Origin of the sequence: Citrobacter sp. MGH103 (genome assembly GCF_001034475.2) — a bacterium.
Lineage (GTDB): Bacteria > Pseudomonadota > Gammaproteobacteria > Enterobacterales > Enterobacteriaceae > Citrobacter > Citrobacter freundii.
On record NZ_CP073043.1, the window covers coordinates 1,325,810 to 1,339,559 of the forward strand.

Annotated in this window: 11 protein-coding genes; 5 read left to right on the forward strand and 6 right to left on the reverse strand. The window is 54.9% G+C overall.

What is annotated here, in order from left to right; all coding sequences use genetic code 11:
• Positions 1 to 217 precede the first annotated feature (217 nt).
• Entirely contained in the window at positions 218 to 1,471 is a 1,254-nt protein-coding gene (glyA, locus tag SK33_RS06310) for a serine hydroxymethyltransferase (protein WP_003037627.1), read from the forward strand.
• Positions 1,472 to 1,563: 92 nt separating this feature from the next.
• On the opposite strand, the gene hcaD is transcribed toward glyA, so the two are convergent.
• Genes hcaD through hcaE form a run of 5 tightly spaced genes read right to left on the reverse strand, consistent with a single transcriptional unit; the run spans position 1,564 to position 5,781 of the window.
• Positions 1,564 to 2,766, reverse strand: a complete 1,203-nt coding sequence (gene hcaD / locus SK33_RS06315; RefSeq protein WP_048218408.1) for a phenylpropionate dioxygenase ferredoxin reductase subunit — start codon at positions 2,764 to 2,766, stop codon at positions 1,564 to 1,566.
• Between the two features lie 9 nt (positions 2,767 to 2,775).
• The gene (gene hcaB / locus SK33_RS06320) at positions 2,776 to 3,588 is read right to left on the reverse strand and encodes a 3-phenylpropionate-dihydrodiol/cinnamic acid-dihydrodiol dehydrogenase (RefSeq protein WP_048218407.1); all 813 of its coding nucleotides are present in this window, start codon (positions 3,586 to 3,588) and stop codon (positions 2,776 to 2,778) included.
• Positions 3,585 to 3,905 (reverse strand): 3-phenylpropionate/cinnamic acid dioxygenase ferredoxin subunit, encoded by a 321-nt coding sequence (gene hcaC / locus SK33_RS06325; RefSeq protein ID WP_003838408.1) that lies wholly within the window; start codon positions 3,903 to 3,905, stop codon positions 3,585 to 3,587. The genes hcaB and hcaC overlap by 4 nt, the downstream gene beginning before the upstream one ends.
• Positions 3,905 to 4,423, reverse strand: a complete 519-nt coding sequence (hcaF, locus tag SK33_RS06330; protein WP_016150770.1) for a 3-phenylpropionate/cinnamic acid dioxygenase subunit beta — start codon at positions 4,421 to 4,423, stop codon at positions 3,905 to 3,907. Before hcaF ends, hcaC begins: the two co-directional genes overlap by 1 nt.
• A complete protein-coding gene (gene hcaE / locus SK33_RS06335) occupies positions 4,420 to 5,781 on the reverse strand; it encodes a 3-phenylpropionate/cinnamic acid dioxygenase subunit alpha (protein WP_048218406.1) in 1,362 nt (453 codons plus the stop codon). Before hcaE ends, hcaF begins: the two co-directional genes overlap by 4 nt.
• A gap of 135 nt (positions 5,782 to 5,916) precedes the next feature.
• On the opposite strand from hcaE, the gene hcaR reads away from it, so the two are divergent.
• On the forward strand, positions 5,917 to 6,810 hold the full coding sequence (gene hcaR / locus SK33_RS06340; protein ID WP_032949800.1) for a DNA-binding transcriptional regulator HcaR: 894 nt from the start codon (positions 5,917 to 5,919) through the stop codon (positions 6,808 to 6,810).
• Positions 6,811 to 6,813: 3 nt separating this feature from the next.
• On the opposite strand, the gene SK33_RS06345 is transcribed toward hcaR, so the two are convergent.
• Positions 6,814 to 8,007 carry an ROK family transcriptional regulator gene (locus SK33_RS06345; protein WP_032949798.1) on the reverse strand — a complete coding sequence of 398 codons (1,194 nt, stop codon included), beginning with the start codon at positions 8,005 to 8,007 and terminating at the stop codon, positions 6,814 to 6,816.
• 114 nt (positions 8,008 to 8,121) lie between these two features.
• Here SK33_RS06345 and SK33_RS06350 point away from each other — a divergent pair, with 114 nt between their 5' ends.
• The 3 genes from SK33_RS06350 to SK33_RS06360 all read left to right on the forward strand — a co-directional run bounded on the left by SK33_RS06350 (position 8,122) and on the right by SK33_RS06360 (position 13,743).
• A complete protein-coding gene (locus SK33_RS06350) occupies positions 8,122 to 11,388 on the forward strand; it encodes a DUF5107 domain-containing protein (RefSeq protein ID WP_048218405.1) in 3,267 nt (1,088 codons plus the stop codon).
• 73 nt (positions 11,389 to 11,461) lie between these two features.
• The gene (locus SK33_RS06355; RefSeq protein ID WP_003838420.1) at positions 11,462 to 12,901 is read left to right on the forward strand and encodes a sugar porter family MFS transporter; all 1,440 of its coding nucleotides are present in this window, start codon (positions 11,462 to 11,464) and stop codon (positions 12,899 to 12,901) included.
• Positions 12,901 to 13,743, forward strand: a complete 843-nt coding sequence (locus SK33_RS06360) for an aldose 1-epimerase (protein ID WP_048218404.1) — start codon at positions 12,901 to 12,903, stop codon at positions 13,741 to 13,743. The genes SK33_RS06355 and SK33_RS06360 overlap by 1 nt, the downstream gene beginning before the upstream one ends.
• Positions 13,744 to 13,750: the final 7 nt, after the last annotated feature.

A 13,750-nucleotide genomic window follows, 5' to 3' on the forward strand; every position in this document is an offset into this window, starting at 1 on the left:
CGTGAAAAATCTGCATCACAAACCTGAAAAGAAATCCGTTGAAATTCAGCAGACCTTTGTTCTCCAAAGCCTTGCGTGCCGTGAAGGTAATCGTTTGCGTAAAATCCTTTGTCAAGACCTGTTATCGAAGAATGATTCGGTTATACTGTTGGCCGTCGTCCAACGGGACTGCCTTTTTAGGCCGAAATTCTATTGTTAGCTGAGTCAGGAGATGCGGATGTTAAAGCGTGAAATGAACATTGCCGATTATGATGCCGAACTGTGGCAGGCTATGGAGCAGGAAAAAGTACGTCAGGAAGAGCACATCGAACTGATCGCCTCCGAAAACTACACCAGCCCGCGTGTTATGCAGGCGCAGGGTTCTCAGCTGACCAACAAATATGCTGAAGGTTATCCGGGCAAACGCTACTACGGCGGTTGCGAGTACGTTGATATCGTTGAGCAACTGGCTATCGATCGTGCAAAAGAGCTGTTTGGCGCTGACTACGCTAACGTACAGCCGCACTCTGGTTCTCAGGCTAACTTCGCTGTTTACACCGCTCTGCTGCAACCGGGTGATACCGTTCTGGGTATGAACCTGGCACAAGGCGGCCACCTGACTCACGGCTCCCCGGTTAACTTCTCCGGCAAACTGTACAACATCATCCCTTACGGTATTGATGAGTCCGGCAAAATTGACTACGAAGACATGGCGAAGCAGGCCAAAGAGCACAAACCGAAGATGATCATCGGTGGCTTCTCTGCTTACTCCGGCGTTGTTGACTGGGCAAAAATGCGTGAAATCGCTGACAGCATCGGTGCATACCTGTTCGTCGATATGGCGCACGTTGCGGGGCTGATTGCCGCAGGCGTTTATCCGAACCCGGTTCCACATGCACACGTTGTGACCACCACCACCCACAAAACCCTGGCGGGTCCACGCGGTGGCCTGATCCTGGCGAAAGGCGGTGACGAAGAGCTGTACAAAAAACTGAACTCTGCTGTGTTCCCAAGCGCGCAGGGCGGCCCGCTGATGCACGTGATCGCAGCGAAAGCCGTGGCGCTGAAAGAAGCGATGGAGCCTGAGTTCAAGGTTTACCAGCAGCAGGTTGCTAAAAACGCCAAAGCGATGGTGGAAGTGTTCCTGAACCGTGGCTACAAAGTGGTTTCTGGCGGTACTGAAAACCACCTGTTCCTGCTGGATCTGGTTGATAAAAACCTGACCGGTAAAGAAGCTGATGCCGCGCTGGGCCGCGCTAATATCACCGTTAACAAAAACAGCGTACCGAACGATCCGAAGAGCCCGTTTGTGACTTCCGGTATCCGTATCGGTTCTCCGGCAATCACTCGCCGTGGCTTCAAAGAAGCGGAAGCGAAAGAGCTGGCTGGCTGGATGTGTGATGTGCTGGACAACATCAATGACGAAGCCGTAATCGAGCGCGTCAAAGGTAAAGTTCTGGATATCTGCGCACGCTTCCCGGTTTACGCGTAAGCCATACTGATTGCTGGATGGCGGTGTAAACACCTTATCCGGCCTACAGGTAACTCACATGTAGGCCGGATAAACGAAGTGCCATCCGGCAGTTATATTGACTTAAGCAAGATTGTTTCATCGACTAAAGCCGCCATTGGTGGCTTTTTCTTTGCCTGAATCCATTTTCTCAATAAACGTATTTCTCGGCCCTGATTCAACGTTACTGCGCCGACAATCACGCCATCCTGCAGGTTAAACCATATTGCTTTATGCGCATCTGAATTGCCGCGTATGAACCAGCTTTCTCCCTGCATATCGCCAACAAATTGTAGGTTGTCATTAAATTGGTCGGTCCAGAACCAGCCAGGTGTCTTCTCCGGCAACGGCAGATTTAGCATTGCGGCGGCGGCAATCTGTGCCTGAAAATTGGCGTTTTCCCAGCTTTCCATGCGTACTAACGAACCGTCGGGCTTGCGCGTTATCGCTACGTCACCGGCGACGAAAATGTCCGGATCGGAGGTGGTGCAGGCGCTATCAACGATAATGCCGTTCGCCGTCTCCAGCCCCGCTTCGCGGGCCAGCGCATCATTGGCCACGATACCGATGCCGTAAACCATCGCATCGGCCAGCAGCGTCTCGCCGTTTTGCAGCGTCAGCGAGAGAAACTCTCCCGCTTCGGCGTGTTCAATGGCGCTGTTGAGTAACACCCGCACGCCCGCCTGCTGGTGGCGGGCAAGCAGGTAGTCGCGCACCGGAGCAGGCGCGTTACGGCCCATGACCGTTGGTGCCAGCTCCACCACTGTCACCTGACAGCCTCGTTGAGTCGCGCTGGCCGCCAGTTCCAGACCAATGGTTCCCGCACCGACAATGACAATCGACTTACCCGGCAACAAAGTGTCGCGCAGGCGCTCGGCATCAGCGGCATGACGCAGAGTAAAGCATCGATCGCCCAGCTTATCCAACAGCGGAAGGGGGCGTGCCGCAGCGCCCGTCGCAATCAGTAGCCGATCCCACGGATAACTCTGCCCATCAGCCAGCACCAACTGATGCGTTTGGCGGCCGAGCGTCTGTACAGTAACACCCAGATGCAGCTGTACGTTGTGTTCCCGCCACCAGCCAGCGGGGAGTATCGGCTGAAGTTGCGGATTGTCGTCCAGCAGCATCGCTTTGGAGAGCGGTGGGCGTTCATAGGGCAGATGCTGCTCATCGGAAAACAGGTGTAATTCACCGTCAAATCCCTGCTGGCGCAGTGCGGCAGCAGCCATAGCAGCAGCCTGGCCGCCGCCGACGATAGCGATAGTTTTTTGGTTCATAACGCCTCCTCAGAGATCCAGTCCGGCGGCAACGTGACGAATACCGCGAATACCCAGACCGGCGTCGGCATTGATCATTACGCCACTTAATGTGCGGTTGTTGCGTTTTGACGCCAGCATCACATACGGGCCGGTAAAATCCGCAGGTTCAGGGAAGAACTGTAGCGGCAAAATAGCGGCGATTTTTTCCGGTGTCAGCGACTGCATAATCGATGTATCGTTTTGTCCCAACGCCTGCGGGCCGCGTAGATCTGTCGCCATACCGCACGGACCGACACCGTTAACACGTACCTTTGGCGCCAGCTCGTAGGCCAACTGGCGAATCAGCCCGGTAGCCGCATGTTTAGAGGCGGTATACAGAGGGCCGCCGCCGCCGGGATACCATGACGCATTGGACAAGGTAAAAATGATGCTGCCTTCGCTGGCGATAAGTGCGGGGGCACAAACTTTCGCCCCCAGCAGATAACCCAGCACGTTGACGTTAAACAGCTCATGAAAGCCGCTCTCCAGTGCGTCTGCAGGCGTATTGACCAGCGAGGCGTTGTGATCCCATATGCCCGCATTACCGATAAAACAGTCCAACGTACCGTAATTCATCAGGATTTGATCCACCGCGCGCTGATAGTCGGCGTAGCAGGTGACGTTGCCTTCCACAGCCAGCACATGTTCGCCAAAGCGCTGACGCAGACTGGCAACTTTAGCTGGCGACAGTTCCAGCGTGGCGACCCGCGCACCTTCTTCGATGAAACGCTCGACCAGCGCCAGGCCAAGACCGGAGCCGCCGCCAGTGATAAAGACCACGTTATCGCGTAAATCGCTCATCTGGCGTCCTCCGGAATATCAACAAACACATCGCTACCGTCCACATATACTGCGTAGGTGGTTAGCGGATCGGTGGCGGGTAAACACAACGCCTTGCCGGTTTTCAGGCAGAAGCTGGCGGCATGCAGTGGGCATTCCACCGTAGCGTCTTCTTCCAGATAGCCTTCCGACATCGAGGCGTTACCGTGGCTACAGCGATCGTTAATGGCATAGAACTCGCCGCCAACATTGAACAGCGCGATGACGGGCGAGGTATCAAGCCGGAGCGCTTCACCCTCCGGCAAATCCCCTACAGGGCAGGCAAATACACGGCTCATCAGAACAGTACACTCAGGTTATGGGAGGTGATCACCGCTTGATCCAGCACGATCTCACGCGCCAGTAAGCGCCACTCATCGCCGGGCAAACGACGGACTTTGTCCACGCGCGTGCCGACGTAAAACGTCTCGTCCCGCTCTTTTTGCGCGCGATACAGCAGATAGTTGAGGCGCACGGCGAACACGTCGGGCACGTCGGTTTCGCTGATTTGTAAGTTGCTAATCAGATGACGGGTACGCGACGGCGGTTCTTCCGCCCAGGCCATGCCGGTTTCCAGCCGCGCGATACGACGTTCGAGCTGGTCTTTGTTGTCGTTGAAAATCCAGGTGGTCGGCGGCTGCACGCCTTTGCGACGGTCGCGCGTCTGGGCGTTCACCGTGGTACGCATGGTGTAGCGAATGTCGTCATCCAGCTGCGCCAGCCAGTCGCGAAACTGCCAGTCGTCGAGCATACGCGCTTCTTCATACAGAAACTGGCTGATGCGATGATGCAGTTCAAGAGAAACTAAAGCGCTCATTTCATCACCTCCTGCTGGTAGGCGGCGGTTTTCTTGTGCACTTCCTGCCAGCTTTCGCTGCTGAGCAAATCGGCCCAGCGTTGGTACATGCCACGCGCGGCGGTTTCCGAAAAGATGTAGTTGGTGATCCCCGGAATGCCGTCTTCACGGCGTTTCTCCTGGCCAAGCCCCATTTCCAGACACAATTTCGTGTTGCGTGCGCGATGACCTTTCAGCAGTTTTTGAATTTCACACCAGTTTTCCGAGTCGTCCTGCTCCAGGAACCCGGCGGGGCCAAAAGCCCGCGTGGCGCTGTTTTCAAACGCGGCTTTCACTTCATCAGAGGCGGCTTTATCGGTAATACAGAACGCCCACACCTCAACCTGGTCCGGCCCACGCGGGTGCCAGACGCGCAGCGTGGCGGTACCGTTGAGCCAGGAAAGCGTTGGGAAAATGTTGTTGTGACCGGCCAGACGCAGGGCGCGAACCTTGCCCAAGCGTTGCTCGGCTTCCGCGTAGGTGTCGCGGTAGTAGCTGGAGACCTCACCATCGACCCAGACGTTGGCATCGGGATTCTCAGTAAAGAAAAATCCGCTGCCGTGCCCATCCTGACCGAACTGTAGCGCGTCTTTGGCGGTTTCCCACACCGGGCGGGCGGTCTGACCATCGCCGAGGCGCTTATCGCTACCGTCGTCTTTCGCTCCCAGCACCTGCACCGCAGAGGCATGGCTGAACAGCGCGTGATACTGGTCGCTGGCAAACTGTTCGGCGGGGAATTTCCAGTTACAATCGATGGTCCACTTTTGTACGCCACCGACGATTTCGGTGCCGCCTTCACGACGATCGAGTACGCCGTCGAGATACCAGGCGATGTCGCCGAGATAATCGCCAAGCGCAGGCGCGGAGGTATCCCAGTTACCAAAAATCAGTCCCTTGTAGCTCTCTACGCCAGGCACTTCGTTCAGCCCCCAGTGCGATTTGCATAAACCTTGCGGATAAGCGCGCGGCTCCAGCGGGACGTCGATCAGCTCGCCGTTAATACCGTACGACCAGCCGTGATACGGGCAGGTAAAGGCGCGGGTATTGCCGCAGTCGGCGTAGCTGACGCGCATCGCACGGTGGCGACACTGGTTGAGAAACGCTTTGATGCTGCCGTCTTTCTGGCGAACCACCACCACCGCATCCTCGCCCATGTAGGTGTTAAAAAAATCACCGGGTTTGGGGATTTGGCTTTCGTGGGCGAGAAATAGCCAGCAGCGTCCGAAGATGCGTTTCAGCTCCAGTTGGTAAATTTCAGGGTCGGTATAAATTCGTGGGGTTACGCGACCGTTTTGCGTGTCGATCAGTTGGTAGATGTCTAAATTTGAGGGTGTGGTCATATTTTTTAATCCTGAAAGCTAAGATGTATTGACCTTCTTTTTTTGTACCCTAAGGATGTTGCTGGTTAGTTATCAATCTGTGAAATAGTAAATTTCTACCAGTTGAGACATTTTTTCGATAACAAGGAGAAGGGCATGGAACTGAGGCACTTACGCTATTTCGTAGCAGTGGCGCAGGCGCTGAATTTCACCCGGGCGGCAGAAAAGCTGCATACCTCTCAGCCGTCATTAAGCAGCCAGATCCGCGATCTTGAAACCTGCGTGGGCGTTTCGTTGCTGGTGCGGGATAAACGAAAAGTTGCGCTAACGGCGGCCGGTGAGTGCTTTTTACAAGATGCGCTGGCGATCCTCGAACAGGCGGAAAACGCCAAAGTTCGTGCCCGTAGAACGGTGCAGGAAGATAATCATTTCTCCATTGGCTTTGTCCCTTCCGCAGAGGTCAATCTGTTGCCGAAGGTGCTGCCTTTGTTTCGTTTAAAACAACCGGATACGCACATTGAACTGGTGAGTCTGATCACCACCGAGCAGGAAGAGAAGATCCTCAGCGGAGAGCTGGACGTTGGCTTAATGCGCCACCCGGTGTACAGCCCGGATCTCGATTATCTGGAGCTGATTCATGAGCCGTTGGTAGTTGTGTTACCGGTGAATCATCCGTTAGCTGATGAGCAGGCAATCTCCGCAGAACAACTACACGGCGTGAATTTTGTCAGCACCGATCCGGCCTATTCCGGCGCGTTAGCGATGATTGTCAAAAACTGGTTTCAGCAGCAAAAAAGCCAGCCTAACATTGTGCAAGTGGCAACCAACATTCTGGTGACCATGAACCTGGTCGGCATGGGGTTGGGGGTGACTTTGATACCCGGTTATATGAATAATTTTAATACCGGACAGGTGGTTTTTCGGCCAATTATTGGTGATGTCCCAACCATCGCGTTGCTGATGGCGTGGAAAAAAGGATCGCTCAAACCGGCACTGACCGATTTTATCGCCACGGTACATGAACGTTTGGCCGTGAGTCTGACGGTGTAATGGTTACAACTCGCTGAGCTGTGACTCGACATACAGATAGCCAATTCCCATGAGTTGCTGGGCACGATTGAGCTGGCCGAAGCTTATCTGAGTCGCTCTGGCGCGCGGGTTATCACCGTGATCAAACGGGTTAAACCCAGTTTGCTGCACCAAGGTATTGAGCCAGCTATCGCCAAAAGCACAGCTACGACCGTACAACCATATCTGATTAATATTCAGTATATTCAGAAAGTTATATAAACTAAGCCCAATGGCGCTGGCGGCATGCTCGGCCCAAGCCTGAATACGAACATCACCGTTCTGCCAGGCAGTAATAAGCTGGTCGGTGGTGAGCGTTTCCGGATCGTAAAGGGACGTCGGCTGCGATTTCATCCACACGCGGGCCTGTTTTTTCAACGCGCTCAATGACGCCACCGTTTCCAGACAGCCATAGCGACCGCAGTCACAGGCAATTCCATCGGGATGAACGATGGTGTGTCCAATCTGGCCGCTGCCATACAGACTACCGCGCCAGATATTGTCGTTAATCACAAACGATGAGCCGATACCGTAATCAACGTTAATCACGCAAAAATCACCGTTAGTCGCTGGGTTTTGCCATTTTTCGGCCAGCGCCAGCATCACGCAGTCATTGTCCAGGCGGACCTGTACGCCAAGCATCTCTTCCAGCAGATATTTTATTTCCACCGGTGTTTTCCACGGGGCCTGGGGCATGGTTTTTGATGCGCCGGTGATCGGATCAACCTGGCCGTGAACGCCGAGCGCCAGATTAATCGTGACCTCGGGAAATTGTCGACGGTATTCCCGCCAGTGTGCAGCCAGGGCTGACAGCAGCGCTTTGGGGGTTTCCGGCTTAATGACTTCATGACGCCAGTCGCCGATGGCAACCAGCCGTGCGTCCGCCAGTTGGCTGGTGATACTGGTAGGGGTGACGTTGATACATAGCGTCCATGCGCCTTTTTCTGGCAAATGATAGCTGCCGCTGCTCAAACCGCGCTGGCTTAAGGTTTTTCGCGAATGACTGATCCTCCCCTCATCCATTAGCTCTTCGAGGATATTGCTGACCGCCGGGATCGACAGGCTGGTGAGCTGCGCCAGCTGTGACTTGCTGAGCTGCTTTTCCCGCCACAGGTGCGACAAAAAGATCTGCTTATTCGCCTGACGAACCCTGGCGTTGTTGAACCCCGAACGCTGCATTCACTTAACTCCCTTAACTATATTGCGTGAGCATTGCGCATTTTAGCGCCACTTAACTGCCGCAGAATAGCATCAAGTTGAATTTTTACTTTTGCTTATTGAGTGGAGAGCGGCATGTACGGTTCAGTTAAAGTCTGGCAAGAAACGATAACCCTCCCAACGTGGACGGCGGGTGAAGAAGATGCCAACCCAATGTTTCTGGAAAAGCGGGTTTACCAGGGATCTTCTGGCGCGGTGTATCCGTATGGCGTGATTGATACGCTGACCGGCAAACGTGAAATGCGCGACTATCAGGCGGTGTGGATGGAGAATGACTTCATTCGCGTCATGCTGTTGCCGGAGTTAGGCGGGCGTATTCATCGAGCGTATGACAAAGTACAGCAACGCGATTTTGTCTACTACAACGAAGTGGTGAAGCCCGCTCTGGTTGGTTTGCTTGGGCCGTGGATCTCTGGTGGCATTGAATTTAACTGGCCGCAGCATCATCGCCCAACCACTTTTATGCCAGTCGATTTTACGCAGCAGCAGGGTGAGCATGGCGAATATACCGTATGGATGGGTGAGGTAGAACCTATGCGCGGTTTACAGGTGATGACCGGATTTACGCTGTATCCGGATCGCGCCCTGATCGAGATAACCGGGAAGGTGTTTAACGGTAACGCTACGCCGCGCCATTTTTTATGGTGGGCGAATCCAGCGGTGAAGGGCGGCGACGATCACCAGAGCGTGTTTCCGCCGGATGTGACCGCAGTATTTGACCACGGTAAGCGTGATGTTTCTGCGTTTCCTATCGCCACCGGCACATACTATAAAGTGGACTACTCGGCTGGCGTGGATATCTCGCGCTACAAAAACGTGCCGGTACCGACCTCCTACATGGCTGAAAAATCAGATTATGATTTTGTTGGTGCATGGCATCACGGTGAGCGAGGCGGGCTGCTACATGTGGCTGACCACCACGTTTCGCCAGGGAAAAAACAGTGGACCTGGGGCTATGGCGACTTTGGCGTTGCCTGGGATCGTAACCTTACCGATGACAACGGTCCTTATATTGAACTGATGACCGGGGTCTTTACCGACAACCAGCCGGATTTCACCTGGCTTGCGCCGTACGAAGAGAAAGTCTTCGTACAAAACTTCCTGCCCTACAGCGAACTGGGCATGGTGCAAAACGCCAGTACGCAGTTGGCGCTTCGTCTGGTACGTGAGAGTAACCAGCTTTCTGTGGGCGTTTATGCGATTGCGCCGCTGCACGACGTGCAGATTACGCTTTCTGCCGATGGACAACCGTTCTATGAGCATACGCTGACCCTGGAGCCCGGACAAAGCTGGCTGGCTGATGTGTCTGACGATAACCATGCGCGGGTAACGATGACTGTCACTGGCGCCGATGGCACTACGCTTTTGCAGTACGAAGAGCACATCGCGCAAGAGTTACCACTGCCATCGGCGGCCGTCGCGCCAGCGCTGCCAGAAGCGCTTTCTAATACCGATGAACTCTATTTTATTGGTCAGCATCTGGAGCAGTACAACCATGCCAGCCGCTATGCCGAAGATTATTATCGCCGCGCGCTGGACGTTGATCCGCTGGACTACCGCAATAATGTGGCCCTGGGGACGCTGGCGCTAAACCGCGCCGACTGGGCGCTGGCGGCACAATGTGCCGGCAAGGCGCTGGAGCGGGCGCATAAGCTCAATAAAAATCCGCGTGATGGCGAGGCGAGTATGCTGCTGGCCGCCGCACAGGAACGTCAGGGCGATGATGACAGCGCGTGGGATAATTATTATAAGGCCAGCTGGAGCGGCAACTGCCGGGATGCGGCTTTCTGGTCGTTAGCGCGTCTGGCGATGAAGCGTCAGGACTACGCTGGCGCATTGGAAAAGGTGGAGCAGAGCCTGCGCTTTAACGGCAGTAATAACCTGGCGATGGGATTGAAAGCGCTGGCGCTGGCAAAGCTTGATCGCAATGCGCAAGCGCTGGACTACATTCGCCAACAGCTGGTGGATTATCCGCTGAGCTATACCCTGCACTATGCGCGCTGGGCTATCTGCCAGGACGAGGCGACAGCGCTTGCGCTGATCACGATTACCGGGCGTCGCGGGACCAACGCGTGTGAACTGGCAGGCTGGCTGACCTCTTTGGGGCAAAAGGATGCTGCCCGTGGCGTGCTGGAACTGCTCGACAGCCAGGAAACGCTGCCGATGCTGTGGCGCGCCTCGCTGAGCGATAATCCACAACCCTTCATTGAACGAGCGCGTAAGTGTCTGCAAAATCGCGTCCGTTTTCCCAATACGCTGGATGAAGTACAGATGCTGCAAAGCCTTGAGCAGAGCGCATTTGCCCGCTATTTACTCGGCTGTTTCTGGTACAGCAAACGACGTTATGCCGAGGCGGTTTCCTGCTGGCAGTTCACGCTTGCGCAGGAAGCGGATTTCGCTCCGGCGCATCGTTTACTGGGGATTTACGCCTGGAACAAACTGCACGATGCGCAGCAGGCGAAACAGTATCTGTCGCAAGCCGTGGCGCTGGAGCCGCAAAATGCCCGCTTCCTGTTTGAACTCGACTATCTCAACAAGCTGATGGCACAACCGGCTGAACAGCGTCTGCAGCGGCTGGAAGCCAGCAAAGAGATTGTCTTCCAGCGTGATGATCTGACGGTGGAACTGCTCAGCTTGTGGAATGGGTTGGGGCGCTATGACGATGCCGCCGCAGTATTACGTGAGCGGGTGTTCCATCCGTGGGAAGGCGGTGAAGGTAAAGCCACCGGGCAATATCTGCTTAATCAATTACATCGTGCGCTGGCTGCCGTGCAGTCCGGCGACCCGCAAACTGCTATTACGCAACTGCAACAGGCGCTGCACTATCCGCAAAACCTCGGGGAAGGCCGTTTGCCAGGGCAAACGGATAACGACATCTGGTATTTGCTGGGGTATTGCGCGCAGCTGCAAGGCCATTTCGAAGAGTCTCAGCGCTACTTCTCCCGTGCGACGCGCGGCGGAAGCTCACTGGATGCCGGACGTTACTACAACGACCAGCCAGTGGACTATCTCTTCTGGCAGGGTATGGCGCAGAGAAAACTTGGCGATGATGCAGAGGCGGACGCTCTGTTCAATAGCTTCCTGCAATGGGTTGAGTCGCATCACGACAACGTGCCGGATGTCGATTTCTTTGCCGTATCGCTACCCGACCTGGTGGTGCTGGATACCTCAGCACAAGCAAAACACCAGCAACACTGCCTGTTTATCAATGCGCTCGGGCATCTGGGGCTAGGAAATAGCGCCGCCTGTCAGCGTGAACTTGATGAACTCCTGCAACTCAATCCGGCACATGACAAGGCATTACTGCTGCGTCACGCCATTAACGTAAGGCTTTTCCAGTAACACCCGAAACGGGTGGGGGATAACCTCACCCGAAACCTACTGTACCCTGCGTTTCCCTGAAAGAGGAATCATAATGAATAACGCGCAGACACATTTAAAGATTGGTTACGTCTGGACTATCTGCCTGGTTGCGGCCTGCGGAGGTTTACTGTTTGGCTATGACTGGGTGGTGATCGGCGGGGCAAAACCCTTCTATGAAGCATATTTCTCGATTACCGATCCGGCGCAATCCGGCTGGGCGATGAGTTCCGCGCTGGTTGGTTGTATCTTTGGCGCGCTGATTTCCGGCTGGTGCGCCGATAAATTTGGCCGAAAAATGCCGCTGATTCTTTCAGCGATCCTGTTTAGCGCTTCTGCATGGGGAACTGCCGTCGCCAGTAACTTCGATATGTTTATTGTCTATCGCATTGTGGGTGGCGTGGGGATTGGTCTGGCGTCTGCGCTAAGTCCGCTGTATATCGCCGAGGTCAGCCCGGCGGAAAAGCGAGGTCGCTTTGTTGCCGTTAACCAGCTCACCATCGTCATTGGCGTACTGGCGGCGCAGCTTATCAACCTGATGATTGCCGAACCTGTTGCCACAGGCGCTACGCAGCAGGCCATTGTTGAAAGCTGGAACGGTCAGACAGGCTGGCGCTGGATGTTTGGTGCTGAATTAGTGCCTGCGGTAATTTTCCTGGTGCTGATGTTCTTTGTACCTGAATCGCCGCGCTGGCTGGTGAAAGCGGGCAAAGCCGATCGTGCGCGTGCCATGCTGCAGCGCATTGGTTCGGCGGAATATGCCGGGCAAACGCTGAAAGAGATTGAACATACGCTGCAAAAAGATAATCACAAGGTCGCGTGGTCAACGCTGTTACAACCGCAGATCAAACCGATCGTGATTATTGGCATGGTGCTGGCAGTGTTCCAGCAGTGGTGTGGGATCAACGTTATTTTCAACTATGCGCAGGAGATCTTCGCCTCTGCCGGATTCGACATCAACGGTACGTTAAAATCGATCGTGGCGACAGGGATCATCAATCTGGTCTTTACCCTTGCTGCTCTGCCGTTAGTGGACAAAATTGGCCGTCGTAAACTGATGCTGTTCGGCGCGTCAGGATTGACGGTTATCTACGTATTGATTGCCGGGGCGTACGGGTTGGGCATTATGGGCTGGCCGGTTCTGGTTCTGGTGCTGGCGGCAATCGCGATTTATGCTCTGACGCTGGCGCCGGTGACCTGGGTGCTGCTATCAGAAATTTTTCCCAACCGCGTGCGCGGGCTGGCAATGTCGCTGGGGACGCTGGCGCTGTGGATTGCTTGTTTCCTGCTGACCTATACCTTCCCGCTGCTCAATGCGAGTCTGGGCGCGTCGGGAAGCTTCCTGCTGTACGGTGTGATTTGCGCGATGGGCTTCATCTATGTTCTGCGTAATGTACCGGAAACCAAAGGCGTGACGCTGGAAGCGCTGGAAGAACAGCTGGCGGCGCAGCATACAAAAGTTGGTGCATCAACCCAACCGCGAAGCGCCCGCTAATGGATGGTCTGCTGACGCTACAAAACGCACATCTGCGGATGTGCGTCGATCCGCAGGGCGGTTCTCTATTAAGCCTGGTTTCGTTACAACATCAACAGGCCATTTTACGCGAAGGTCATGGTCAGCAGCCTGGTGATTGCGGCCTGTTCCCGATGCTGCCGGTCGCGAATCGGGTGGCGGGAAATCGTTTTATGCTGCGCGGTGAAGAGGTGGTTTTACCTCAGCATGGCGCAGACGACACTTTCTTCCTGCACGGTGACGGCTGGCTGCAACGCTGGCAGATTATTACCGCTACCCAAAGCGGCTGTTTGCTGCAGTTGCGCAGTTGGCACCCCTGCGGCTACGACTATACGGCGCGGCTTTGCTATCAACTGGAAACCTCAAGCCTGCACGCCTCGTTGACGCTCACTCATTGCGGTGAACAGCCAATGATTTACGGCTGTGGGTTCCATCCGTTTTTCGCCTTTGATAAGCGCAGCACGGCGCAGTTCACTGCCAGCGGTTACTGGCCGGAGGGGGAACAGCATCTGCCGCTGGAATGGCAATGCGATATCCCTTCAGCGGCGGATTTCATGCATGCGCAATACGGTGAGGATAGCTGGCTGAATGTCGGATATTCTGGCTGGAGCGGGCGGGCCGTTATTCAGCGGGATGTGATGAAAGTCACGATTTTAGCGCAAACTCCGTGGTTGATGCTGTTCAGAATGTCGGGTGAGGAGTTCCTGTGCCTGGAGCCGCAAACGCATCCGGTGAATGCCCACAACATGCAGGGGCAGCCGGGATTGCAGGTTTTAGCGCAGGGAGAACGCTGCCATTTTGCAATGCAAATTAGCGTCGAATAGGGCAAAA